This window comes from Streptomyces sp. V3I7 (assembly GCF_030817495.1).
Classification (GTDB): domain Bacteria; phylum Actinomycetota; class Actinomycetes; order Streptomycetales; family Streptomycetaceae; genus Streptomyces.
Window position 1 is genome coordinate 2751338 of record NZ_JAUSZK010000001.1, and the last position, 24595, is coordinate 2775932.

Sequence of the window (24595 nt, forward strand, 5' to 3'; positions counted from 1 at the left end):
TCTTCTCCTCGGGGCTTTCGTACGGATCAGGCCGGAGCACCGAGTTCCGCCCACACCCTCTTGCCCGTCAGGCCCGGGATCCGCACCACGCCCCAGTCCAGGCAGAGGCGCTGCACGATGAACATCCCGTGGCCGCCGGGGCGTCCGGCGCGATGCGGGGTGCGCGGGGCGGGCTGGCCCGTGCCGCGGTCGGCGACCTCGATACGGATCACCTTGTTGTCGCGGGCGAGGAACATCTCCTCGGGCCCCTCGGCGTGCAGACACGCGTTGGTGACGAGCTCGGAGACCACGAGCAGCACGTCCTCGGCGGCCGCCCGCTGGTCCGCGGTGGCGGCGGGCAGCCAGCCCCACGCGTACAGCGCCTGGCGGGCGAAGTCGCGCGCCAGCGGGACCACCCCGCTCTCGCCGTCGAGCCGCAGCCTGCGGACCTCACGGGCCCGCGGGGCCTTGGACGGTACGGCCGCTGTCGCCACGGATACGCCGTCGGACGGCGCATCCTCCTCGGACGTACCCGGAGCGCCTGCGGGCTCCGGGCTGCGGTCGCCCGGCGAGCAAGGCCGGGTGGTGCTCATCAGCGCTTCACCTCACCGATTCACCGGTTCACGATTCGGACTCAGATTCACATTCAGCAGTTCACGTTCGGCAGTTCACGTTCGGCAGTTCACGTTCGGCAGTTCACGTTCGGCGCGCATGTCCGGCAGTTCGCGATTCAGCAGTCGGACCTGCTGGTATCGGTCGGATACGTACGCCGCGCGCGGGCCGTTCGCCCGGCGCAGTGCCGAGGGCCGGCCAACGGGTCCACGAAGTCTCTCCTGCCCGACTGACCGGGCGAAACACCCCCTGATCCGGACGCGTCGCGCTCGGGGCCACGAACAAGGCCCGGACGGCCGTGGAACGCGCGCCGAACAGCGCCCGACGTCAAGGGAATTCCCGGTTCTTCCCGGGGGCAGGACGCCGGTGGGTGGCGCGGATCAGCCGGCGCCGCAGGCCTCGCCGGGCTCACTCGACGCGCCGGACTCACCGGCCAGCGCCGCGTTGACGGAGTCGTGGACCGTGAAGACCGTCTGGGCCCCGGTGATCTCGAACACGCGGGCCACCACCGGCCGCATCGCGGCGAGATGCACCCCGCCGCCGGCCGCCTCCGCCTTCAGGCGGGTGCCGAGCAGCACGTTCAGACCCGTGGAGTCGCAGAACTCCAGCTGTGAGCAGTCCACGACGAGTCGCGCGAACCCCTTCGAGAGGAGCTCGTCGAGCGGCTCGCGCAACAGATCGGCGGTGTGGTGATCGAGCTCACCCGCCGGCGTCACGACGGCGCTGGAGCCCTCTTCTCGCACCTGCACCCGTAGCCGGCCCGACTGGGCGCTGCCGACCGTCCCGCGGTCCATGCCGTCTCTCACTCCTGAGGTCGTGGCTGCTGTCTGATGCACTGACGATGCCCTGCCGCTGTGCTGCTCATGCGCTGCGGGCTCCGCGTCGATGCCCTCGAACACTACGCCTTCCGTCAGCACTCCGACAGCCGAACAACCGCTCATAGTCGGACACATCACAGCAGAAGGCACTTGCGACGGGCTCAATGAAGCGGGTAGGCCTAGTAGGGACACGCAAACCGACACGGCCGGCTATGGAGGCGCCGCACACCGCAGTGCACGCACGGCTTCGGCAGCCTTATGCCGAGAACGATGGAGGACACCATGTCACCCCGGCTCGACGCATCGCCTACCCCGGAAGCGGCGTCGACACCCGCACCGGAACATCTGGATCCCATCGAGGGGCTCCCCGAGATCCCTCCGTACGACGAGATCGGCCCCGTCGACGCACGGGCCCTGTCCAAGACCCTCTTCGAGCGGCTCCAGTCGCTGGAGGAAGGCACGCACGAGCACGCGTACGTCCGCAACACCCTCGTCGAACTCAACCTCGCGCTCGTCAAGTTCGCCGCCTCCCGCTTCCGCTCCCGCAGCGAGCCGATGGAGGACATCATCCAGGTCGGCACGATCGGCCTGATCAAGGCGATCGACCGCTTCGAACTCTCCCGCGGCGTCGAGTTCCCGACCTTCGCGATGCCGACCATCATCGGCGAGATCAAGCGCTTCTTCCGCGACACCTCGTGGTCCGTGCGCGTACCGCGCCGCCTCCAGGAGCTGCGGCTGGACCTGGCCAGGGCCGGTGACGAGCTGGCCCAGCGGCTGGACCGCGCCCCGACCGTCGCGGAGCTCGCCGAACGCCTGGGCATCACCACCGAAGAGGTGGTCGAGGGCATGGCCGCGTCCAACGCCTACACGGCCTCCTCGCTGGACGCCCAGCCCGAGGAGGACGACTCCGAGGGCGCCCTCGCCGACCGCATCGGCTACGAGGACCACGGGATCGAGGGCATCGAGTACGTCGAGTCGCTGAAGCCACTGATCGCCCAACTCCCCTCGCGGGACCGGAAGATCCTCTCGCTTCGCTTCGTCGCGGGCATGACCCAGTCGGAGATCGGCGAGGAGCTGGGCGTCTCGCAGATGCACGTGTCGCGGCTGCTGTCCCGGACGCTGGCACGGCTGCGCAAGGGCCTGACGATCGACGAGTGATCCTCCTGGCGGGCCAAGTGACGTCTCGGCCCGGGGACTTGGGAAGCGGTCCGGCGCACGGCGCGCCGGACCGCTTCCGTGTCCGCCGGACCGACGTGGCGCGACCGTCCGCGGATTACCCCCGGAGTACCGCCGGTTACCTTCGAGTAGCACCTTTCCATCCAAGCCCCCCCTCCACCACTATGGGCACCCCAAACTGGCTGGTCCGTCAGGAGCACGGCCGCGGGCAGGCGACCGCGCCGGGCGGGAGGAGGGCTCAGGAATGGCTCAGGGCGACGGCGCCGAGGACGACGGCGGCAACGCACAGGCGCCGGACGCACGACTCATCGAACTGCTGCGCGCGGCCACTGCGACCGCGTACCCGGCGCTGCGCGAGCTGCGCGCGCGCCACCACCGGGCCGTTCTCACCTACGCCCGCCTGTGCACCGCGAGCGACGCGGCGGCCCGGCAGCTGACGGCGCAGACCTTCACCACGGCAGCGCGCGAGACGGCGCGCGGCATCGAACCGCGCGTCCCGCTGCGGCACCAACTCCTGCTGCTGGCCGCCCGGTCGGCGGGCGCCTGGGCGCGCGACCAGCGCGCGGCGGGCCTGGACCCCGGCCTGCTGCTGGTCCTGAACACGACCGGCACCGCGGAGGGCCCCGTCCCGCCCATGATGACGGCGTTCCAGTCGCTGCCCTCCCGGCTTCAGGGCCTGATCTGGTACGGCCTCGTGGAGGCCGAGCCCGAGGAGCGCACGGCCGTCTTCCTGGGCCTGACCCGCGAGGACGTGGCGTACGGCACCGAACAAGCCCTTCAGGCCATGGCGCAGGCCTGTCTGAAGTCGCGGCTGGCCGCCTCCGACGATCCGCGCTGCGGGGACTTCCGCCGGCTGATCGAGGAGGCGGCGCGCCCCGGCACCCCGCGCCACAGCGCCGATCTGCAGGCCCACATGGCGCAGTGCCCGTACTGCACGGCCGCGTTCGAGGACCTCACCGCCCTGCGGGACCATCCGCGGACGGCCCTGGCGGAGGGCCTGCTGCCCTGGAGCGGCACCGCGTACGCCCGGGACGAGAAGCCGGCCCCGCGGCCCGACACGGCCGCCCCGCAGCGCCGTTGGCCCCCGTCGCGCCGGCTGTTACTGACCTCGGCGGCCCTGAGCGTGGCCGTACTCCCGCTGCTGGTCCTGCTGTTGGCGCCCGCCGACTCCCATGAGCAGGGCTCGGTGTCCGCGACGGCGCTCCCGTCGAGCCCGCCGGTGACGGTGACGACGACGGCGACGCTCTCCCCGTCTCCGGCGCCGACCCGTCGGCCGCCCTCCAAGTCCCCGTCGCCGTCCCGCAGCTCGCCCCCGCCGCGGACCACGCCCCCGCCTCCGGCGCCGAAGCCCACCCCCGAGCCGTCGCCCGCCCCGGTGCCGCCGGGCGGGACGTACGCCCAGGTGGTGAACCTCGCCACGGGCCGCTGCCTGGACATCCGCGACGGCGATCTGGACAAGGGCACGGACGTCGTCACGGCCCGCTGTTCCTCCGCCCCGACCCAGCGCTGGCGGTTCGACGCCGACGAGCAGGCGCTGAGGTCGTACGCCGACTCCGACTTCTGCCTGGACAGCCGGGGCGACGTCGACCGGGGTGTCGGCATCTGGGCGTGCTCGTCGCTCGACGGCGACCACGGCGACAACCTGCGCTTCACCGTGGACCCCGACGGTGTCATCCGTCCGGCGATCGCCATCGAGACTGCGGTGGCGCCTGACTGGGGCGACGGGGTGGAGCTGGATCCGCTGAACGGACGGGCCGAGCAGCGGTGGCGGGCGGGGGCGCGCTGACGCGTCCCGCGCCCTGGCTCAGACCACGCGCTCTCCGCGCCGCCACACCTGGGTCACGAGGGGCACGCCCGGCCGGTAGGCCAGGTGCACATGGCTCGGCGCGTCCAGCAGCATCAGGTCGGCGCGGGCACCGGGGCTCAGCCGTCCGATGTCCGTGCGCCGCAGGGCCGCCGCGCCGCCCGCCGTGGCGGACCAGAGCGCCTCGTCCGGCGTCATCCCCATGTCCCGTACCGCGAGCGCGATGCAGAAGGCGACGGAGGAGGTGAAGGAGGAGCCCGGGTTGCAGTCCGTCGACAGGGCGACCGTGGCGCCCGCGTCGAGCAGGCGGCGGGCGTTCGGCCACTCGGCGCGGGTGGAGAACTCGGCGCCGGGCAGGAGCGTGGCGACCGTGGAGCTGTTCGCCAGGGCGTCGACGTCCGCGTCCGTGAGGTGGGTGCAGTGGTCGGCGCTGGCCGCGTCGAGTTCGACGGCGAGCTGGACGCCGGGGCCGTAGGAGAGCTGGTTCGCGTGGACTCGCGGGTACAGGCCCTTCGCCTTGCCCGCGGTGAGGATCGCCCGGGCCTGATCGCCGTCGAAAGCGCCCTTCTCGCAGAAGACGTCGATCCAGCGGGCGTGCGGGGCGCAGGCGTCGAGCATCTCGCCGGTGACCAGGGCGACATAGGCGGCCGGGTCGTCGGCGTAGTCGGGCGACACGATGTGGGCACCGAGGTACGTCACCTCCTCCGTGTGGGCGGAGGCGATGCGCAGGGCGCGCGACTCGTCCTCGACGGTCAGGCCGTAGCCGGACTTCGTTTCGAACGTCGTCGTGCCCTGGCGCAGGGCCTCGGACAGGTAACGGGTGAGGTTCGCCTCCAGTTCCCCGTCCGTGGCGGCGCGGGTGGCGGCGACCGTCGTACGGATGCCGCCCGCGCTGTACGGGCGGCCGGACACCCGGGCGTTGAACTCCTGCGTGCGGTCGCCCGCGAAGACCAGGTGGGAGTGGGAGTCGACGAAGCCCGGAAGCACCGCCCGGCCACCGGCGTCGACCCGATTGTCAGTGGCGGGTGCTTTGCTGGATTCACCGGTCCACACGACGCGGTCGCCCTCGATGACGACGGCCGCGTCCTGGATCAAACCAAGGGGAGAACTGTCACCGAGGGAGGGGTCGTTGGTGACCAGGACGGCGATGTTGGTGATGAGCGTGCTTGCGGTGCTCGCTGAGTGGGCGGGGCTGACGTTCGTCGCGTTGCTCATGGCGTCCTTGGTGGCCTTCTCGGCGGTGGGGTCGGGTTCGGAGGCGGACGCGGGCCGCGCGCAGGGGCGGCCCGGAGTCATCCGCGCAGGGCTTCGACGGCGTCCGCGAGGGCTTGCGGCACATCCGGTACGAGGGTGTGGACCCCGTCCCGTACGACGTGCCGACCTCCCACGACCGTATGCGACACGTCTGCTGCCGACGCGGCGAATACGGCCGTCTCGGCCCCGAGCCGCGGAAGCGGCCCTGCCGTCCTGACCGAGTCGAGCGCGATCGTCGTGAAGTCGGCGAGCGCGCCGGGCTCGATGGTGCCCGCCTCGTCCCAGCCGAGGGCGGCGTGGCCGTCGGCACTCGCGGCGCGCAGCAGGGCGGCGGCCGTCCAGTGGCCGCGGGTGCGGGTGCGCAGCCGCTCGTTCAGCTCCATCGCGCGCGCCTCTTCGAGCAGGTCGATGACGGCGTGGCTGTCGGAGCCGAGCGAGAGCGGCGAGCCGGCCCGCTGAAGGGCGGCGGCGGGCCCGATGCCGTCCGCCAGGTCGCGCTCGGTCGTCGGGCACATGCACGTACCCGTGCGCGAGCCGCCGAGCAGTGCGATGTCCTCATCGGTGAGGTGCGTGTTGTGCACGCCGGTGGTGCGTGGGCCGAGGACGCCGTGGTCGGCGAGCAGCCGGGTGGGGGTACATCCGTGGGCGGCCTGGCAAGCCTCGTTCTCGGCGGTCTGCTCGGACAGGTGCACATGGAGCGGGGCCCGCCGCTCCTCGGCCCACCGCGCCACGGTCGCCAACTGGTCGGCGGGCACGGCCCGTACGGAGTGGATCGCCGCCCCGATCCGCGCGTGATCCCGTTCCTTGAGAACTGCACAGCGTTCGGCCCAGGCCTCCGCCGTCCCGTCGGAGAAGCGGAGCTGGTGGGTGTTGGGCGGCTGTCCGAAGCCGGAGGAGAGATAGGCGGTGTCGAGGAGGGTGATACGGATGCCGGCTTCGGCGGCGGCCGCGATGAGCGCCTCGCCCATGGCGTTCGGGTCGGCGTAGGGGATGCCGCCGGGGGCGTGGTGCACGTAGTGGAACTCGCCGACGGCGGTGATGCCGGCGAGCGCCATCTCGGCGTAGGTCGCACGCGCGAGCGAGAAGTACGTGTCAGGTGTGAGCTTGTCGGCGAACGCGTACATCACCTCACGCCAGGTCCAGAATGAATCTGGCGCCCGCCCGTCGTCCTGTCCCCGCCGACGCGGGGGTGATCCGGCGTGACTGTGCGCGTTGGCCAGCCCGGGAAGCACGAGACTGCTCGCTGCCTGGACGCTGCCGCGCAGGGCGCGGTGGAACGCATGGCTATGGGCATTGCACATGCCCGGCAGCGTGAGACCGCGCAGCACTTCGGCCCCCGGCGGCGGTGCGGGTGCCCCCTTGCGGACAGTCGTGATGCGCCCGTCCGCCACCTCTACGACCACCCCCGGCTCAACCCGGTCGTCGAGCCAGGCGTGCTCCAGCCAGTACGTGCGCGTCACTTGCAGGCCAGCCCTTCGAGTACGTCGGCGAGTGCGGTCACCCCGGTCACGCAGTCGTCCTCGGCGGCGAACTCGGCCGGGGAGTGCGAGACGCCGGTGGGGTTGCGTACGAACAGCATGGCGGTCGGGACGGCGGCGGAGAGGATCCCGGCGTCATGTCCGGCTCCCGTGCCGAGGACGGGGACGGGGCGGCCGGCCTTCTCACCGAGGATGCGGGTGAGTTCGTCGCGCAGGGCGTGCTCGAACTCCACGACGGGGGTGAACGACTCGCGGCTGACGGCGAGTTCGACGCCGTACGTCGCCGCGTGCCCGCGGGCCGCCTTCTCGATGCCGGTGACGACCGTGTCGAGGGTCGGCTCGTCGGGGGCGCGGGAGTCGAGCCAGGCACGGACCAGGGAGGGGATGGCGTTGACGCCGTTCGGCTCGACGGAGATCTTGCCGAAGGTGGCGACGGCACCGGCGCGTTCGGCCTCGCCGCGGGCGGCGAGCACGGCCTCGGCGTACGGCAGCATCGGGTCGCGGCGGTCCACGAGCCGGGTGGTGCCGGCGTGGTTGGCCTCGCCGCGGAAGTCGAACCGCCAGCGGCCGTGCGGCCAGATGGCGCTGGCGACGCCGACCGCGTCGCCGCTCAGGTCGAGGGCGCGGCCCTGCTCGACGTGCAGTTCGACGAAGGCGCCGATCCTGGCGAGCCGCTCGGGGTCGGGGCCGAGGCGCGAGGGGTCGTACCCGGCGCGCTCCATGGCCTGCGGGAGGGTGACGCCGTCGGCGTCGGTGAGCCGGTGTGCCTGCTCGGCGGTGAGCTGTCCGGTGGTCAGCCGGGAGCCGGCGCAGGCGATCCCGAACCGGGCGCCCTCCTCGTCGCCGAAGTTGGCGATGGCCAGCGGCCGGGTGAACCGCGCGCCCCGGCCTCGGAGTTCGTCCAGGGCGGCGAAGGAGGAGACGACGCCCAGGGGCCCGTCGAAGGCGCCGCCGTCGGGCACGGAGTCCAGGTGCGAGCCGGTGACGACGGCGTCCCCGGCGGCGGGGTCGCCGAGCCAGGCCCACTGGTTGCCGTTCCGGTCGACCTCGTAGGCCAGCCCGCGGCTCTCGGCCTGGTCCTTGAACCAGGCCCGGCAGTCGGCGTCGGCGCCGGTCCACGCGAACCGGCGGTAGCCGCCGGAGGCGGAGCTGCGGCCGACGGGCAGCAGCTCCGCCCACATGCTGTGGAAGCTCAACGCGCGCCGCCCTCGGTGTCCGCAGTGCCCTCAAAGCCCTCGCGCATCGGCACCCGCACGCCCCGCTCGTCGGCGACGGACTCGGCGATGTCGTATCCGGCATCGACGTGCCGGATCACGCCCATCCCGGGGTCGTTGGTGAGGACGCGGCGGATCTTCTCGCCGGCCAGCTTCGTGCCGTCGGCGACCGTGACCTGCCCGGCGTGGATCGAGCGGCCCATGCCGACGCCGCCGCCGTGGTGCAGGGAGACCCAGGAGGCGCCGGAGGCCACGTTGACCATGGCGTTCAGCAGCGGCCAGTCGGCGATGGCGTCGGAGCCGTCGAGCATGGCCTCGGTCTCGCGGTACGGGGAGGCGACGGAGCCGCAGTCGAGGTGGTCGCGGCCGATGGCCAGCGGGGCGGCCAGCTCGCCGCTCGCGACCATGTCGTTGAAGCGCTCGCCGGCCTTGTCGCGCTCGCCGTAGCCGAGCCAGCAGATGCGGGCGGGCAGGCCCTGGAAGTGGACGCGCTCACCGGCCATCTTGATCCAGCGGGCGAGGGACTCGTTCTCGGGGAACAGGTCGAGCATCGCCTTGTCGGTCTTGGCGATGTCAGCCGGGTCGCCGGACAGGGCCGCCCAGCGGAAGGGGCCCTTGCCCTCGCAGAACAGCGGGCGGATGTAGGCGGGGACGAAGCCGGGGAAGGCGAACGCCCGCTCGTACCCGGCCAGCTGGGCCTCGCCGCGGATGGAGTTGCCGTAGTCGAAGACCTCCGCGCCGGCGTCCATGAAGCCGACCATGGCCTCGACGTGACGGGCCATGGACTCGCGCGCGCGGGTGGTGAAGCCGGCCGGGTCCTTGGCGGCGGCGTCGGCCATGTCCTCGAAGGCGACGCCGACGGGCAGGTAGGCCAGCGGGTCGTGGGCGCTGGTCTGGTCGGTGACGATGTCGATCGGCGCGTTCATCGCGAGCAGCTGCGGGAGCAGCTCGGCGGCGTTGCCGAGGACGCCGATCGACAGCGGCCTGCGCTGGTCGCGGGCCTCGGTGGCGAGCTGGAGGGCGTGGTCGAGGCTGTCGGCCTTCACGTCGAGGTAGCGGTGCTCGATACGGCGCTCGATGGCGCGCGGGTCGCAGTCGATGCAGATGGCGACGCCGTCGTTCATCGTCACGGCGAGCGGCTGGGCGCCGCCCATGCCGCCGAGGCCGGCGGTCAGGGTGATGGTGCCCGCGAGGGTGCCGCCGAACTTCTTCGCGGCGACGGCGGCGAAGGTCTCGTAGGTGCCCTGGAGGATGCCCTGGGTGCCGATGTAGATCCAGGAACCGGCGGTCATCTGGCCGTACATGGTCAGCCCGAGGGCCTCCAGGCGGCGGAACTCCTCCCAGTTGGCCCAGTCGCCGACGAGGTTGGAGTTGGCGATGAGGACGCGCGGGGCCCACTCGTGGGTCTGCATGACGCCGACGGGGCGGCCGGACTGGACCAGCATGGTCTCGTCCTGCTTGAGGGTGCGCAGCGTGCGGACCATGGCGTCGAAGGAGCGCCAGTCGCGGGCGGCCTTGCCGGTGCCGCCGTAGACGACGAGCTTGTCGGGGTGCTCGGCGACCTCGGGGTCGAGGTTGTTCTGGAGCATCCGGAGGGCGGCCTCCTGCTGCCATCCCAGGGCGCTCAGTTCCGTACCGCGTGGTGCTCGTACGGGGCGGGGTCCTGACATGGTCTGCCTCCTAGCGGCGTTGCTCCCGGCGGGCTGTTACTGCGTTTATTCACATCCTTGCCTCCTGAATAGACCTAGTCAATACCCCGGTGCGCCAGCGCGGGCGCGCCGCAGGTGTTTGGCTGGACGCATGGGCGCAGGCAACCGCACACCGGGGGGCGCTGTGGACGGCGGCAACGGCAGACACGCGGGCGACGGCGAACGGGCCGTGCGGCGGGACGAGGCGGTGCGCGCCGCCGTCGAGCAGGGGCTGCTCGGAGCCGGTACGCCCGTCGCCGCCCTGCTGGACGTCACCGGCATCCGGGAGTCGGCGGCGGCGCTGCGGGCGGCGTTCGACGCGGCGGTGGCGCCGGGGACGCCGGTGCTGCATGCCTTCGCGGTGAAGGCGACCCCGCTCGTCGCGGTGCTGCGCCTGCTCGACCAGGAGGGCATCGGCGCGGAGGTGGCCAGCGCGGGCGAGCTGGCGCTGGCGCGGGCGGCCGGGGTGGCGCCGGAGCGGATGGTGTTCGACGCGCCCGCCAAGACCGACGCCGAGCTGCGCGAGGCGCTCGCCCTGGGGGTCGCGGTCAACGCGGACAACCCGCAGGAGCTGGACCGCCTGGACGCCCTCGTCCAGGCCTCCCCCACCCACTCCCCGCTGGGCCTGCGGGTGAACCCGCAGATCGGCGGGGGCACGATCGCGGCGACCTCGACGGCGACCGCGACCTCGAAGTTCGGGGTGGCGCTGCGCGACGAGGGCGCCTGGGAGTGGGTGGTCAGGGCGTTCCTGGACCGGCCGTGGCTGACTCGGCTGCACACGCACACCGGCTCTCAGGGCATACCGCTGTCCCTGATGGCGCAGGGCGTGGCGGAGACGTACCGGCTCGCCGAGGAGATCAACGCGCGGGCCGGCCGGCGCCAGGTCGACACCCTCGACATCGGCGGCGGCCTGCCGGTGAACTTCGCGTCGGAGGCGACCACGCCGACGTACGCGCAGTACGCGCGCCTGCTGGGCGAGAGCGTGCCGGGGCTGTTCGGCGGGCGGTACGGGCTGGTGACGGAGTTCGGCCGGTCCCTGCTGGCCCGGCACGGCACGGTGGTGGCGCGGGTGGAGTACGCCAAGAGCGCGGGCGGGCGCCGGGTCGCGGTCACGCACGCGGGCGTGCAGCTGGCGACACGCACGGTGTACGCGCCGGGGGCGTGGCCGCTCAGGATCGCCGCGTACGACGCGAAGGGCTGCCCCAAGCCGGGCCCCGAGGCGGTGCAGGACATCGCGGGTCCGGCCTGTTTCTCGGGCGACCTGCTCGCCCAGGGGCGCACGCTCCCGCTGCTGGAACAGGGCGACTACGTGGCCGCGCTGGACACGGGCGCGTACTACTTCGCGCACCACTACGCGTACAACTCCCTGGCGCGCCCCGGGGTCTACGGCTTCGCCCCGGACGGCTCGGGCGGCGTGGCCTTCGCGATGGTGCGCGAGCCGCAGACGATCGAGGAGATCGTGGCCGACTCGGGCGGGGCGCACACGGACGCCCTCACCGTCCTGCGGGCACCCGGGCGCTCTTGACGCGGCCGCCCGAGGGGCTGGGCGTCAGTCCACGAACAGCCCCCGTGCCGCCGCCGTCGCGTCGAACTCCTCCAGTCGCGCCTGTGCCTCGGGCAGGTGGTCGCACATGGCCTCCAGGAGGACGCGGCCCAGCAGCATCGGGGCGCAGGCCGTGTCGAAGGCGAGGCCGGTGCCGACCGGGGCCGGGAGGAGGACGTCGGAGGCCTTGGCGACCGGCGCGAAGGCGGAGTCGGCGACCGTGACCACGGCGAGGCCGGCTTCCTTGGCGTAGGCCAGGGCGTCGAGGACCTCGCGCGGGTGGCGCGGCAGCGCGAAGCACATGAGGGCCGTGGCGCCGGCCCGTACGGCCGCGTCGATGCGGTCCTGGAGCAGCGTGCCGCCCTCGTTGAGCAGCCGGACGTCCGGGTGGACCTTGGCGGCGAAGTAGGCGAAGCCGTGCGCCTGGGCGGCGGCGGCGCGCAGGCCCAGCACGGGCAGCGGGCGGGAGGCGGCCAGCAGGCGGCCCGCCTTCCGCACCGGGCGCGGGTCGGCGAGGACCTCCGCCAGGTGCCGCAGGTTCTCGATCTCGGCCTCGACGGCCTGCTGGTACTCGTTGTACGAGGTCGCGTCCGCGGCCGGTTCGGCGGGGACGACCTCGCGCAGGTGCTTGCGCAGGGCCGGGTAGCCGTCGAAGCCGAGGGCGACCGCGAAGCGGGTCACCGACGGCTGGCTGACACCGGCCAGTTCGGCCAGCTCGACGCTGGACAGGAACGGCACGTCGGGGGCGCGCCGCACCATGCTGTGCGCGATGCGCCGCTGGGTCGGTGTGAGCCGGCGCCCCTCGAACAGCGCCTGAAGACGCGCGGCCGGGCTGTCGGTCACGCTCATGACGTGCTCCCCCTCCAGAGGTCGGTGAACCGGTCGAGCAGGGCGGCCGCGGCGGTCACGTCCTGGGTGAGCGGGCGGTCGGCCGCGTCCTCGTCGAGCACCGACTCGGCGAGCGCCAGCGCCCGTGCGGCCGGCAGCTCCGGTTCGGGCCGCAGGTCGCGCTGGCGCAGCGCCCGTACGGCGGCGACGAGTTCGCAGCCGACCACCAGTCGGAACGCGGCGCACGCCCGCAGCGTCTGCCGAGCGGCGAGCGAGGCGAAGCTGGCCTGCTCCTCGACGCCCCGGGAGAGTACAGCGTGGCCGAGGGACGCGGGGGCCGCGAAGGCGCGCAGATCGCCGAGGGCGGCGCCGGCGGCGTACTCCAGGATCATCACGCCGGAGGAGGCGGGCTCCTGGTCGGCGAGGAAGGGGCGCAGCCGGGTGTAGGCGGGCTCGTTGAGGGTGGATAGCCGGGAGCTGGACAGGCGGGCCACCTGGACGACGGACAGCCTGAAGTGGTCGAGCGCCAGCGCCAGTTGGGACTGGTAGAAGCCGCCGTGGTGGTAGGCGGCGAGGTCGTCCGCCGAGATGAGGGGGTTCTCCGCGGCCGCGTTGATCTCGATGGCGAGGACCGTCTCCAGGGCGTCGGCGGCGTCGAGGGCGGGGCCGTGGATCTGGGGCAGGCAGCGGAAGCCGTACGGGTCCTGGAGCCGGCCGAGCGGCGGCGTGGGCCGGTCGGCGGCGCCGATCAACTGCCGCATGCGGCGGGCGACTTCGGTGCTGCCGGGGTGCGGGCGGGCGGCGTGGACGGGTGCCGCGTACGCCTCGTGCGAGCCGTCGACGGCGAGCAGGGACAGCGCGGCGACGACCTGGGTGGCGCCGATGAGCCCGCGCAGCTCGTGCAGGGCGAGCGCGGACTGGCCGAGGGTGAGCGCGTTGCTGCTGATCAGGGCGAGGGCGTCGTTGTTGTCGAGCGGCTGGGGCGCGGGCGCGCCCGCGCCGCGCCAGGGGTGCTCGCCGGCCAGCGCCAGCCCCATCTGCGCGAGCGCCGCGAGGTCGCCAGTGCCGACGGAGCCGAACTCGTTGACGACCGGGTAGGCGCCGGCCTCCAGCGCCTCGCACAGCGCGGTGACCACGCTGGGGCGCAGTCCGGCGCCCCCGGCGAGCAGTTGGTTGGCGCGCACCGCGAGCATCGCGCGCACCTGCCGGGCGGGCAGTTCGCCGCCGATGCCGCCGGAGTGGCTGCGCAGCAGGCGCAGGCCGTGTCCGGCGGCGGCCTCGCTGGGCACGTCCTCGGTGCGGTTGGCGCCGACGCCGGTGGAGCGGCCGTAGACGCGTCCGGTGGCGGCGATCCGCCGGGCGGCGTTCCAGGACTCCTCGGCCCGGCGCATCGCGTCCGTGCCGGCGACCGGAAGCGCGGCCCCGTCGGCGAGGCGTACGACGTCCTCGACGCCGAGGCCGACCCCGTCGAGGACGACGACTCGGGCGGGGGCGTCCACGACCCGCGGCGACATCACGCGCACTCCCTCCTCGATCCGGACATCCCCGCTCACTTCTCGGCCCTCCGTCATCGCAGATCGGCGCCTGGGCATTGACATTCCATTCAGACGCCATGAACTCTGCATGCCGTTATACAGCCGGACAAGGGAGTTCGCATGGCCCAGCTCGTCGAACTGCGCTCCATCGACGTCGTCCCCGACGAGGAACGCCACGGCACGGCGTTCTCCCAGTTCACTCTCTGGCTCGGGGCCAACCTCCAGATCACCGCCGTCGTCACCGGCGCCCTCGCGGTCGTCTTCGGCGGCGACGTGCTCTGGTCGATCGCCGGGCTGCTGCTCGGCAACCTGCTCGGCGGCGCGGTCATGGCCCTGCACTCGGCGCAGGGCCCGCGCCTCGGACTGCCGCAGATGATCCAGTCCCGCGCCCAGTTCGGGGTGCGCGGGGCGGTCGTCCCGCTGCTGCTGGTGATCGTCATGTACGTCGGCTTCTTCGCGTCCGGCAGCGTGCTGGCCGGGCAGGCGGTCGGCGAGCTGACCCACACCGGCGACACGGCCGGCATCGTCGTCTTCGCCGCGCTCACGGCGTTCACGGCGGCGGTCGGCTACCGGATCATCCACACCCTGGGCCGGGTGGCGAGCGCGGTCTGCGCGCTGGCCTTCGTCTACCTGGGCATCCGACTGCTGGACCGCGCCGACCTCGGCGCCCTGCTGCACGACGCCCACTTCTCGCTGCCGATGTTCCTGCTGGCGATGTCGCTGTCGGCGTCCTGGCAGCTGGCGTTCGGCCCGTACGTGGCGGACTACTCGCGCTATCTGCCGCGCACCACCTCGCCCAAGGCGACCTTCTGGTGGACGCTGTCGGGCTCGGCGCTGGGTTCGCAGTGGTCGATGACGTTCGGCGTGCTGGTCGCGGCGACGGCGGGGGAGAAGTTCCTGGCGAGCCAGGTCGACTACGTCGTCGCGCTCGGCGGCACCGGCCTGGTCGCATCGTTCTTCTACTTCGTCATCGCGCTCGGCAAGCTCACCGTGAATGTGCTCAACACCTACGGCGGCTTCATGTCGATGGTGACGAGCGTGAGCGGCTTCCGGGGACAGCGGGCGCTTTCGCGGCGCGGGCGGGTGGTCTACATCGCCCTGATCATGGTGGCCGGCACCGCGGTGGCCCTGCTCGGCAAGGACAGCTTCCTGCCCGCCTTCAAGGACTTCCTGCTCTTCCTGCTGGCCTTCTTCACCCCGTGGTCGGCGATCAACCTGGTCGACTACTACCTGATCTCCAAGGAGCGGTACGACATCCCGGCCCTGGCCGACCCCCGCGGCCGCTACGGCGCCTGGCGCTGGGACGCGCTCGGCGTCTACGCGGTGGGCCTGCTCGCCCAACTCCCCTTCCTGGCCACGGGCTTCTACACCGGCCCGTTCGTGGCGCGGCTCGGCGGCGCGGACGTGTCCTGGATCGTGGGTCTCGCCGTACCGGCGCTGCTGTACTGGCTGCTCGCCCGGCGCGGCGATGCCAGTGACACGGGGGTCAGCCCCAGTGCGGTGGGCGCCACGGCTCCCTGACGTGACCGCATGACCGGAATCGACGCGCGGGACACCGACCTGAAGAAGGAACTCGACGCCACCCTGCGGGCCCGCGGGGAACTGGGCGAGGAGTACGAGTCCGCGCTGGTCGACTCGTTCCTGGAGAAGGCCGACCGGCGCATCGACGGGGCGGTGGAGCGCCGCTGCGCGGGCAGTTCGCCGAGCAGCGGACGCGCAACGCCCAGGCCGCCCGCGGCGGGCAGGGATCCGACTCCTGGGGCGAGCGCTTCGGATTCGGCATCGTCTCGCTGGTGCCGGCGGTCCCCCTGTCCGCGATCGGCGCTGGCGTCGCCCACCTTCCGGGCCTGCTCGTCACCTGGGCGGGCATCGTCGGCGTCAACGCCTTCCAGGCGGCGCACGCCCACCCGCATCTGTTCGGCGGCCGGCGCGAGGCGGCCGGGGCCGACGACGACTGGCGGGACTGAGCCGACCGGCGGACAGGAGATGACCACGGGGACCGCCGCACCCCCCGTGTCGGGGGTCGGGACGGCGGCGGTCCCCGTGCGGGACGCAGGGCGGCCGGCCGGGCCTGGTCCCCGCGTCCGAGGCGTCCATGGAGGTCCGGGAGCCGCTCCGGAGGTCCTGACGCCGTTCGGCGCCGGCCGGGCGGGAAGGCCTCCCCCGTGCTCACCCGGGGGGTGCTCCCTCGCCCTGCCGACGCCTTCACTGTGCCGGAGCCGTGTTAAGCGGGTGCTGCACGCACGTGACGTGCTCGTACCGCTTACGCGAAGTCCCCCGGCATCACCCGGCGTTCGCTACGCCTTCTCGCCCTTGGCCAGGAAAGCGAGCAGGTCCTGGCGGCTGACGACGCCCTTCGGCTTGCCCTCGACCAGCACGATCGCGGCGTCGGCCGCACCGAGCACGGACATCAGGTCCGCGACGGGCTCGCCGGAGCCGACCTGCGGCAGCGGGGCACCCATGTGCTTCTCCAGCGGGTCCTCCAGCGAGGCGCGGTTGTGGAACAGGGCGTCGAGCAGCTCGCGCTCCACGACGGAGCCCACGATCTCGGCGGCCATCACGTCGGGGTGGCCGGCGCCCGGCTTCACGACCGGCATCTGCGAGACGCCGTACTCGCGCAGGACCTCGATCGCCTGGCCGACGGTCTCGTCCGGGTGCATGTGGACGAGGGACGGGATAGAGCCGCCCTCCTTGTCGCTGAGGACGTCGGAGACACGGGCGCTGGGGCCCTCGTCCTCCAGGAAGCCGTAGTCGGCCATCCACTCGTCGTTGAAGATCTTGGTGAGGTAGCCGCGGCCGCTGTCCGGCAGGAGCACGACCACGACGTCGTCCGGGCCGAGCCGCTCGGCGGCGCGCAGCGCGGCCACGACGGCCATGCCGCAGGAGCCACCGACCAGGAGGCCCTCCTCCTTGGCGAGCCGGCGGGTCATCTGGAAGGCGTCCTTGTCGGACACGGCGATGATCTCGTCGACGAGCGAGCCGTCGTACGCGGTGGGCCAGAAGTCCTCACCGACGCCCTCGACGAGGTACGGGCGACCGGAGCCGCCGGAGTAGACCGAGCCCTCCGGGTCGGCGCCGATGACCTTGACCTGGCCGTCGCTGATCTCCTTGAGGTACCGGCCGGTGCCCGAGATGGTGCCGCCGGTGCCCACGCCCGCGACGAAGTGGGTGAGCTTCCCCTCCGTCTGCTCCCACAGCTCGGGGCCGGTCGAGTGATAGTGCGAGAGGGGATTGTTGGGGTTGGAGTACTGGTCCGGCTTCCAGGCGCCGGGGGTCTCGCGCACGAGGCGGTCGGAGACGTTGTAGTACGAGTCCGGATGCTCGGGATCCACGGCGGTCGGGCAGACGACGACCTCGGCACCGTATGCGCGCAGCACGTTGATCTTGTCGGTGCTCACCTTGTCAGGGCAGACGAAGATGCACTTGTAGCCCTTCTGCTGGGCCACGATGGCCAGACCCACGCCGGTGTTTCCGCTGGTCGGCTCGACGATCGTGCCGCCCGGCTTGAGCTGCCCGCTCTCCTCGGCGGCCTCGATCATGCGCAGGGCGATGCGGTCCTTCACGGAACCGCCCGGGTTGAAGTACTCCACCTTGGCCAGGACGGTGGCCTGGATGCCCTTGGTCACGTTGTTGAGCTTCACCAGCGGGGTGTTGCCGACGAGGCTGATCATCGAGTCGTGGAATTGCACCGTTGTCTCCGGTTGCTTGCAAAAAGTGTGGTCGTACTGGTGCCGCCAGCCTAAGGCCCCCGGAGGGCTGAGGAACGCCCGTTCACTCCCCGTCGAGATTGGGCGACGGGCGGTACGGGGCAAGGAGTGGATGTACGGCTACGAGGAGGTGGCGGCGACGTATGACGAGCATGTCGAGGGCGAGGGTGGCCCGGCGGATCGCGGCCGGCGCGGCGTACGGCGGCGGCGGGGTCGGATTGGTCGGCGCGGCGGCCGTCGGGCTGCTGCTGGCCGAGATGCAGCTGGCCCGGCGCCATGTGGGCAACGGCACGAGCGGCCGCGTCCCGTCGGCGGAGGGCCTGTACGGCGACGCCTACGACAGCCATGACGAGCCGCCCCTGCTGCTGGCGATGCTCGGCGACTCCACGGCGGCGGGCCAGGGCGTGCACCGGTCGGGACAGACGCCGGGCGCGCTGCTGGCGTCCGGGCTCGCGGCGGTGGCCGAGCATCCGGTGCAGCTGCGCAACGTCGCCCTACCGGGCGCGCAGTCCGACGACCTGGACCGGCAGGTCGGCCTGGTGCTCGCACCGCCCGGACCGATGCCGGACGTCTGCGTGATCATGATCGGCGCGAACGATGTGACCCATCGCATGCCGCCGACGCGCTCGGTACGGCATCTGTCGTCGGCGGTACGGCGGCTGCGCACGGCCGGCTCCGAGGTGGTCGTCGGCACGTGTCCCGACCTGGGGACGATCGAGCCGGTGCAGCAGCCGCTGCGCTGGCTGGCCCGGCGAGCCTCCCGGCAGCTGGCCGCCGCCCAGACGATCGGGGTGGTGGAGCAGGGCGGGCGGACGGTCTCGCTCGGTGACCTGCTCGGGCCCGAGTTCGCGGCGAACCCGCGCGAACTGTTCGGACCCGACAACTACCACCCCTCCGCCGAGGGCTACGCCACGGCGGCGATGGCGGTCCTGCCGACCGTCTGCGCCACGCTGGGGCTGTGGCCCGCGGAGGAGGAGCGCCCGGACGTCCTGCGGCGCGAGGGCTTCCTGCCGGTGGCCCGTGCGGCGGCCGAGGCCGCGTCCGAGGCGGGTACGGAGGTCACGGCCGCGATGCCGACGGGCCCGCGCGGCCCGTGGGCCCTGCTGAAGCGCCGCAGGCGCCGCCGGGTATCCGAACCCGACCCCGCCCCCACGGCACCGTCGGTATGACCCACACCTGGGGGCTCCGCCCCCCCAGCCCCCCGGCCTAATGCCCACCCACCACCCGTTCGCGGTGGGCCAGGAGGTGAACCCTTCAACCCGCCGAGTCGGGCGGCGGGTGGGCATAGGTCCCGGGGGTCCAGGGGGCAGAGCTCCCTGGGACGGCGCCCCCTGCACCCGCACGATTCCCGCCCGACCGCCGGAGGCCAAAGCAAGCGCTTAGCAAATTGCGGTCAGGGTCACACCGCGACAGCCGTGACCCGGACCATACGTGCGGGTAACTTCCAAGCAACCCGACACCCCGTCACGTATACGCCGATGGAGCCGTGATGCCTGAAGCCGTCATCGTCTCGACCGCCCGCTCTCCCATAGGCCGCGCCTTCAAGGGCTCCCTCAAGGACCTGCGCCCGGACGACCTCACCGCCACGATCATCCAGGCCGCGCTCGCGAAGGTCCCCGAACTGGACCCGAGGGACATCGACGACCTTATGCTCGGCTGCGGCCTGCCCGGGGGCGAGCAGGGCAACAACCTGGGCCGGATCGTCGCCGTGCAGATGGGCATGGACCACCTGCCGGGCTGCACGATCACCCGCTACTGCTCCTCGTCCCTGCAGACCTCCCGCATGGCGCTGCACGCCATCAAGGCCGGCGAGGGCGACGTCTTCATCTCGGCCGGTGTCGAGATGGTCTCCCGCTTCACCAAGGGCAACTCCGACAGCCTGCCCGACACGCACAACCCGTTCTTCGCCGAGGCCGAGGCCCGTACGGCCGAGGTCGCGCAGCAGGAGGGCACGACCTGGCACGACCCGCGCGAGGACGGCCTCGTCCCGGACGCCTACATCGCGATGGGGCAGACCGCGGAGAACCTGGCCCGCTGGAAGGGCGTCACCCGCCAGGACATGGACGAGTTCGGCGTCCGCTCGCAGAACCTCGCCGAGGAAGCCATCAAGAACGGCTTCTGGGAGCGCGAGATCACCCCGGTGCCCCTCCCCGACGGCACGGTCGTCAGCAAGGACGACGGCCCGCGCGCGGGCGTCACCCTGGAGGGCGTCTCCGGCCTCAAGCCGGTCTTCCGTCCCGACGGCCTGGTCACGGCGGCCAACTGCTGCCCGCTGAACGACGGCGCGGCCGCGGTCGTCATCATGTCCGACACCAAGGCCCGCGAGCTCGGCCTCACCCCGCTCGCCCGCATCGTGTCGACCGGCGTCTCGGGCCTGTCCCCCGAGATCATGGGCCTCGGCCCGGTCGAGGCCTCGCAGCAGGCCCTGCGCCGTGCCGGCCTGACCATCGACGACATCGACCTGGTCGAGATCAACGAGGCCTTCGCCGCCCAGGTGATCCCCTCCTACCGGGACCTCGGCATCGACCTCGACAAGCTGAACGTCAACGGCGGCGCCATCGCCGTCGGTCACCCCTTCGGCATGACCGGCGCCCGCATCACCGGCACGCTGATCAACTCGCTCCAGTTCCACGACAAGCAGTTCGGCCTGGAGACCATGTGCGTCGGCGGCGGCCAGGGGATGGCGATGGTCATCGAGCGCCTCTCCTGAGCACCGCTCCTTGTAACCGTCGCGGGACCCACCGTGACCTGCGGCCCGGCCTTCGGGAGTCTCCCGGACGCCGGGCCGATTCGTGATCCAATCTCCCCCAGGATGTGACCTATCTCCCTCGGGGGAGCATCGGCGCAGGTCAGCGCGGAGAGAGGGGCCCTCCTGGGGCCGACCCCCTGTCCGTTTCGTGACGTTACGCACTGACAGCTGGTTAGTCCTCCCTTCAAGCTGATGTAGGAAGTCGGGGGTCGACTTTGAACCAGGGAGTTCGTACGTGAGCGTCATGCCCATAGCCCTGCTGGTCACCACGGCCGCCACCGGCGCCGTGGGTGTCGCCGTCCTGCGCACCGTTCTGAAACTGCGCCGCCAGGTCGCGGACCTGCAGGCCCAGCTCGCCGAGAACGCCGCGAGCCACGCCGCCGCCACGCGCGCGCTGCTGCCGTCCGCGCGCACGAGCGACGCCACCACGAGCGACGCCACCGCGATCCGGGCGGCCGTGGCCGAGGCGCTCGCCGAGGAGCGGGAGCGGGAGCTGGCCGAGGCGCGCGCGTTCTGGGCCGCCCAGGAGTCGCGGGACATCTCCGACGCGCCCACGCTGCTGGGCCTGGCCGACAGCGAGCTGTTCCTGCCCCGGCAGGCCGATCTCGCGGGCCTGGACCCGCTGGAGCCGGTGACCGAGCAGGCCGCCGACCCCGACGAACTCACGGACTTCCTCCAGCAGGGCGCCTCGGGCGAGTCGGCCGAGCTGGCCGCGGCCCGCCGCCGCCACCCCTCGCACCCCGACTTCGTCCCCGTGCAGTCCCCGGTCGTGAGCGACCACGAGCGCACGGTCGCCACCCTGGAGCAGCTGGCCGAGGAGCGAGTCGAGCTGACCGACGTTCGCCCGGGACCGCTGGGCACCCTCGACGTCTACGTCTTCGCCGACGGCACCACCCTGTGCATGACGCCGGGCCACCGCGAGACCGCGGAGCGCCTGGCGGCGACGCTGCGCTCGGGCGACACCGCGTATCTGCTGGGCGGCTCGGGCATATCCGGCGCCTACACGCTGACGTTCGCGTGCGGCGAGGAGAGCGTCTACATCCTGGCCGACCGGGTCATAGCCTCGCTCTAGGGCCTGTCCTGGTCGCGCGCCCCCCGGCGCGCGGCAGTCCCCTCACACACCGGCGCGCTTCTGTGCCTCCTCCACCAGCCGCACCGCTTCCTCGACTCCGGCGTCGGTGCTCAGCACGACCGCCAAGTCGTGCCCGGCGACGGTGATCTGGTCGGCGGCCGCGAACATCCCGGCGTCCGGCATCTCGCGCGGCTGACCGGACGGATCCTCGATGAGCTGGGCGCGCACGGCCAACTCCCTGGCCAACCGCAGCGCCTCGGCGGCGGCCCCGCGCTGGAGACGGCTCTGCGGCGCCGCCCGCAACCGGTCGGCGAAGTGATCCACTGCTCGGGCCAAGGGCGTCGTATCAACCACGCGGTGAGCGTAACGCGTCGCACCGGGACTGTTGCCAACGCACCGGCGCTCAGGCACGGTGGCCTAGGGCCTTTCGCCCGCGACCCCGGCACGATCCGGAAGAGAGGCCCTGAAGACCGGCTTCGTCGACAGCGTCCGGAGGCGCCGATGTCCCAAGTCTTCTCCGAGGAGACCCATCGCAATCTGCTCGCCCGCATCCCCCACTGCACCGGTCGTGAGATCGCCGACTGGCTGCGCACCGTAGAGGAAGGCCCGGCCCTCCGCTTCGAGGAGAAGGTCAGCTGGCTCCGTCACGAGTACGACCTCGCGTACGGGCACGCCAAGGCGATCATCCACGAGCACGACCTGAGAAGGGCCGCGCGCAATCTGCGCTAGCCGCGCACCCCACCTCATGACGAAGGGCCCCGGGTTCGCGCCCGGGGCCCTTCGTCGTGACGGTCGGCGTCAGTCGTTGTTGCTGAAGATCGCCACCAGGCGCAGCATCTCGACGTAGATCCACACCAGGGTCATGGTGAGGCCGAACGCGGCCAGCCAGGCCTCGTTGCGCGGGGCGCCGTAGGTGATGCCGTCCTCGATCTGCTTGAAGTCGAGCGTCAGGAAGAACGCGCCGAGCAGGATCGCGATGATGCCCACGATCGCACCCAGCGGGCCCATGCTGCGCAGACCGCCGCCCTCGGCGACGCCGAACACGACCAGCAGCAGGTTGACCGCCATGACCACGATGAACGCGAGGGCAATGGCCATGCCGATGCGGGCGTAGCGCGCGGTGACGCGGATCCAGCCCGCCTTGTAGACGAGCAGGGTCGCGCCCGAGACCGCCATGGTGCCGAGCACCGCCTGGAACGGGGCGCCGCTCCACGCGGTGTTGAACATCTCGCTGATGACGCCGAGGAAGACGCCCTCGAAGGCGGCGTAGCCGAGGATGAGCGCGGGCGACGGGGTGCGCTTGAAGCTCTGGATCACGGCCAGGACCATCGCGACCAGGGCGGCGCCGATCGCCAGGCCGTAGCTCCCGGGCGAGACCGGCAGCAGGGCCCAGGCGAGGACCGCGCCGAGGACGACCACGCCGAGCGTGGTGGCCGAGCGCATGACGACGTCGTCCATCGTCATCCCGCCGGTGGAGACCGGGGCCTGCGGCGGGGCGTACTGCTGGCCCTGCTGGGCGTACGGGTTCGTCGCGTAGGGGTTGCCCTGGGCGTACCCGGCCTGCGGCGCGGTGCCGAAGCCCGCGTAGCCGGCGTCGCGGCTGAACCCCCGTCGCGAGAAGACCGGGTTGCTGCTCCTCATGTCGCTCCTCCATGGCCACCCTGCGCGGCCTTGGCTCAAGGGTAATGGATTGGCAAAGGAGGGACAGTCCTCCGTGGGGAGGATCTTTCCCTCGCTCTGCCGGGCAACACGGTACGCGGGCGCCGGATTCCCGGCCAGGGAGATCCTCGCGCGCGCCGAAGGGGCCGCCGGGGGCGAGGAGAACGAGAGGGAAGCGGCAGGGGAAGGTGCCCGGAACCGGACTTGAACCGGTACGCCCGCGAGGGGCAGCGAGGTTTAAGCTCGCCGTGTCTGCTATTCCACCATCCGGGCAGGCCATGGGCTCCGCTGTCGAGGCTCCGAGCCTATCGGGATACCTCTGCCTGGCTGCCGGCGAGAGATCCCGATGTTGTCTTATTTTATTGATGTCTGAGGGAGCATCAGACCACGGTATGAGCCGTCCGCACTTGCCACCAGCGTTGCGTGCGAGGGGGGCGCTCGTACGGGGAATGACGGAATTTCACCGTCCGAAGAAGGGGGCTCCCCCCGTTCTCGTCATCCCCAGGTATGAGGCGGCGCCGCGCGCTCAGACCGCAGTCGGCCCCCGGAACCGGAACAGCGGCTGACGTCCCGCGCGCGGACGGAGGAGACGATGGACGACGTCCCCGAAACCGCCGCCCCGACAGGAGCCCTCTTCCGTGACCATCACACCCCTCGCCGGCAAAGCCACCGCCGTGGCCGCACGCGCCACGGAGCTGTCGAAGATCTACGGGCAGGGTGAGACCCAGGTGGTCGCCCTCGACCAGGTCTCCGTCGACTTCCGGCAGGCCGAGTTCACCGCGATCATGGGGCCGTCCGGATCGGGGAAGTCCACGCTGATGCACTGCGTCGCGGGCCTCGACACGTTCTCCTCCGGGTCCGTGCGGATCGGGGACACCGAGCTGGGCTCGCTGAAGGACAAGCAGCTGACCCGGCTGCGCCGGGACAAGATCGGCTTCATCTTCCAGGCGTTCAACCTGCTGCCGACACTGACCGCGCTGGAGAACATCACGCTCCCCATGGACATCGCCGGCCGCAAGCCGGACAAGGAGTGGCTGAACACGGTCATCGAGATGGTGGGCCTGTCGGGACGCCTCTCCCACCGGCCCGCGCAGCTCTCCGGCGGCCAGCAGCAGCGCGTCGCCGTGGCCCGCGCCCTGGCCTCCCGGCCGGACATCGTCTTCGGTGACGAGCCGACCGGAAACCTCGACTCCCGCTCCGGCGCCGAGGTGCTGGGCTTCCTGCGCAACTCCGTGCGGGAGCTGGGGCAGACCGTGGTGATGGTGACCCACGACCCGGTGGCCGCGTCCTACGCGGACCGCGTGGTGTTCCTGGCGGACGGCCGCGTCGTCGACGAGGTGCACGAGCCGACGGCGGAGACGGTGCTGGACCGCATGCTGGGTCTTTCCGGAGGGAACCCCCAGACCCCAGGGACCCCCGGGTTCGACGCCAAGGGCCGTACCAGCTGACCTTCCTGACGACTCGTAGCTCTGGACTGAG

The 24595-nt window shown here is 72.2% G+C and carries 20 protein-coding genes, 1 tRNA gene and 1 pseudogene; 10 read left to right on the forward strand and 12 right to left on the reverse strand.

What is annotated here, in order from left to right; translation table 11 throughout:
- Positions 1-26 precede the first annotated feature (26 nt).
- Positions 27-572: an ATP-binding protein gene (locus tag QFZ74_RS12715; RefSeq protein ID WP_307620927.1), complete on the reverse strand. Its 546-nt coding sequence runs from the start codon at positions 570-572 to the stop codon at positions 27-29.
- Between the two features lie 399 nt (positions 573-971).
- The gene (locus QFZ74_RS12720; RefSeq protein WP_307620928.1) at positions 972-1385 is read right to left on the reverse strand and encodes an STAS domain-containing protein; all 414 of its coding nucleotides are present in this window, start codon (positions 1383-1385) and stop codon (positions 972-974) included.
- 306 nt (positions 1386-1691) lie between these two features.
- Between QFZ74_RS12720 and QFZ74_RS12725 the strand changes: the two genes are divergently transcribed.
- Positions 1692-2567 carry an RNA polymerase sigma factor SigF gene (locus QFZ74_RS12725; protein WP_307624131.1) on the forward strand — a complete coding sequence of 292 codons (876 nt, stop codon included), beginning with the start codon at positions 1692-1694 and terminating at the stop codon, positions 2565-2567.
- Between the two features lie 262 nt (positions 2568-2829).
- The gene (locus QFZ74_RS12730; RefSeq protein ID WP_307620929.1) at positions 2830-4371 is read left to right on the forward strand and encodes an RICIN domain-containing protein; all 1542 of its coding nucleotides are present in this window, start codon (positions 2830-2832) and stop codon (positions 4369-4371) included.
- Between the two features lie 18 nt (positions 4372-4389).
- Here the strand turns inward: QFZ74_RS12730 and hutI are convergent, their stop codons facing one another.
- Genes hutI through hutU form a run of 4 tightly spaced genes read right to left on the reverse strand, consistent with a single transcriptional unit; the run spans position 4390 to position 10005 of the window.
- Positions 4390-5685: an imidazolonepropionase gene (gene hutI, locus QFZ74_RS12735; RefSeq protein ID WP_307620930.1), complete on the reverse strand. Its 1296-nt coding sequence runs from the start codon at positions 5683-5685 to the stop codon at positions 4390-4392.
- On the reverse strand, positions 5682-7103 hold the full coding sequence (locus QFZ74_RS12740; RefSeq protein ID WP_307620931.1) for a formimidoylglutamate deiminase: 1422 nt from the start codon (positions 7101-7103) through the stop codon (positions 5682-5684). Before QFZ74_RS12740 ends, hutI begins: the two co-directional genes overlap by 4 nt.
- On the reverse strand, positions 7100-8317 hold the full coding sequence (locus QFZ74_RS12745) for an allantoate amidohydrolase (protein ID WP_307620932.1): 1218 nt from the start codon (positions 8315-8317) through the stop codon (positions 7100-7102). The genes QFZ74_RS12740 and QFZ74_RS12745 overlap by 4 nt, the downstream gene beginning before the upstream one ends.
- Positions 8314-10005, reverse strand: a complete 1692-nt coding sequence (hutU, locus tag QFZ74_RS12750; RefSeq protein ID WP_307620933.1) for a urocanate hydratase — start codon at positions 10003-10005, stop codon at positions 8314-8316. The genes QFZ74_RS12745 and hutU overlap by 4 nt, the downstream gene beginning before the upstream one ends.
- Before the next feature lie 130 nt (positions 10006-10135).
- On the opposite strand from hutU, the gene QFZ74_RS12755 reads away from it, so the two are divergent.
- Positions 10136-11548 (forward strand): diaminopimelate decarboxylase, encoded by a 1413-nt coding sequence (locus QFZ74_RS12755; protein WP_307620934.1) that lies wholly within the window; start codon positions 10136-10138, stop codon positions 11546-11548.
- Positions 11549-11572: 24 nt separating this feature from the next.
- Here QFZ74_RS12755 and QFZ74_RS12760 read toward each other — a convergent pair whose 3' ends face one another.
- Positions 11573-12415: a MurR/RpiR family transcriptional regulator gene (locus QFZ74_RS12760; protein WP_307620935.1), complete on the reverse strand. Its 843-nt coding sequence runs from the start codon at positions 12413-12415 to the stop codon at positions 11573-11575.
- A complete protein-coding gene (locus tag QFZ74_RS12765) occupies positions 12412-13908 on the reverse strand; it encodes an aromatic amino acid ammonia-lyase (RefSeq protein ID WP_307624132.1) in 1497 nt (498 codons plus the stop codon). The genes QFZ74_RS12760 and QFZ74_RS12765 overlap by 4 nt, the downstream gene beginning before the upstream one ends.
- A 141-nt stretch (positions 13909-14049) precedes the next feature.
- Here QFZ74_RS12765 and QFZ74_RS12770 point away from each other — a divergent pair, with 141 nt between their 5' ends.
- Both QFZ74_RS12770 and QFZ74_RS12775 read left to right on the forward strand, forming a co-directional pair.
- Positions 14050-15450: a cytosine permease gene (locus tag QFZ74_RS12770; protein WP_307620936.1), complete on the forward strand. Its 1401-nt coding sequence runs from the start codon at positions 14050-14052 to the stop codon at positions 15448-15450.
- A gap of 9 nt (positions 15451-15459) precedes the next feature.
- Positions 15460-15896: pseudogene (locus tag QFZ74_RS12775) on the forward strand (hypothetical protein).
- 330 nt (positions 15897-16226) lie between these two features.
- On the opposite strand, the gene QFZ74_RS12780 reads toward QFZ74_RS12775, so the two are convergent.
- Entirely contained in the window at positions 16227-17618 is a 1392-nt protein-coding gene (locus tag QFZ74_RS12780; RefSeq protein WP_307620937.1) for a cystathionine beta-synthase, read from the reverse strand.
- 161 nt (positions 17619-17779) lie between these two features.
- Here QFZ74_RS12780 and QFZ74_RS12785 point away from each other — a divergent pair, with 161 nt between their 5' ends.
- The 3 genes from QFZ74_RS12785 (at position 17780) to QFZ74_RS12795 (ending at position 21457) form a co-directional block, all read left to right on the forward strand.
- Positions 17780-18805, forward strand: a complete 1026-nt coding sequence (locus tag QFZ74_RS12785; protein WP_307620938.1) for an SGNH/GDSL hydrolase family protein — start codon at positions 17780-17782, stop codon at positions 18803-18805.
- A 320-nt stretch (positions 18806-19125) separates the two neighbouring features.
- Positions 19126-20346 carry an acetyl-CoA C-acetyltransferase gene (locus tag QFZ74_RS12790; protein WP_307620939.1) on the forward strand — a complete coding sequence of 407 codons (1221 nt, stop codon included), beginning with the start codon at positions 19126-19128 and terminating at the stop codon, positions 20344-20346.
- 283 nt (positions 20347-20629) lie between these two features.
- Positions 20630-21457 carry a hypothetical protein gene (locus QFZ74_RS12795; RefSeq protein WP_307624133.1) on the forward strand — a complete coding sequence of 276 codons (828 nt, stop codon included), beginning with the start codon at positions 20630-20632 and terminating at the stop codon, positions 21455-21457.
- Between the two features lie 42 nt (positions 21458-21499).
- On the opposite strand, the gene QFZ74_RS12800 is transcribed toward QFZ74_RS12795, so the two are convergent.
- Positions 21500-21811 (reverse strand): hypothetical protein, encoded by a 312-nt coding sequence (locus QFZ74_RS12800; protein WP_307620940.1) that lies wholly within the window; start codon positions 21809-21811, stop codon positions 21500-21502.
- 147 nt (positions 21812-21958) lie between these two features.
- Between QFZ74_RS12800 and QFZ74_RS12805 the strand changes: the two genes are divergently transcribed.
- A complete protein-coding gene (locus QFZ74_RS12805; protein WP_307620941.1) occupies positions 21959-22186 on the forward strand; it encodes a DUF4287 domain-containing protein in 228 nt (75 codons plus the stop codon).
- 69 nt (positions 22187-22255) lie between these two features.
- Here the strand turns inward: QFZ74_RS12805 and QFZ74_RS12810 are convergent, their stop codons facing one another.
- Both QFZ74_RS12810 and QFZ74_RS12815 read right to left on the reverse strand, forming a co-directional pair.
- The gene (locus tag QFZ74_RS12810) at positions 22256-23098 is read right to left on the reverse strand and encodes a Bax inhibitor-1/YccA family protein (RefSeq protein ID WP_307620942.1); all 843 of its coding nucleotides are present in this window, start codon (positions 23096-23098) and stop codon (positions 22256-22258) included.
- A gap of 207 nt (positions 23099-23305) precedes the next feature.
- Positions 23306-23389: transfer RNA gene (locus QFZ74_RS12815), tRNA-Leu, on the reverse strand.
- A gap of 365 nt (positions 23390-23754) precedes the next feature.
- Between QFZ74_RS12815 and QFZ74_RS12820 the strand changes: the two genes are divergently transcribed.
- On the forward strand, positions 23755-24564 hold the full coding sequence (locus QFZ74_RS12820; RefSeq protein WP_307620943.1) for an ABC transporter ATP-binding protein: 810 nt from the start codon (positions 23755-23757) through the stop codon (positions 24562-24564).
- Positions 24565-24595 lie beyond the last annotated feature (31 nt).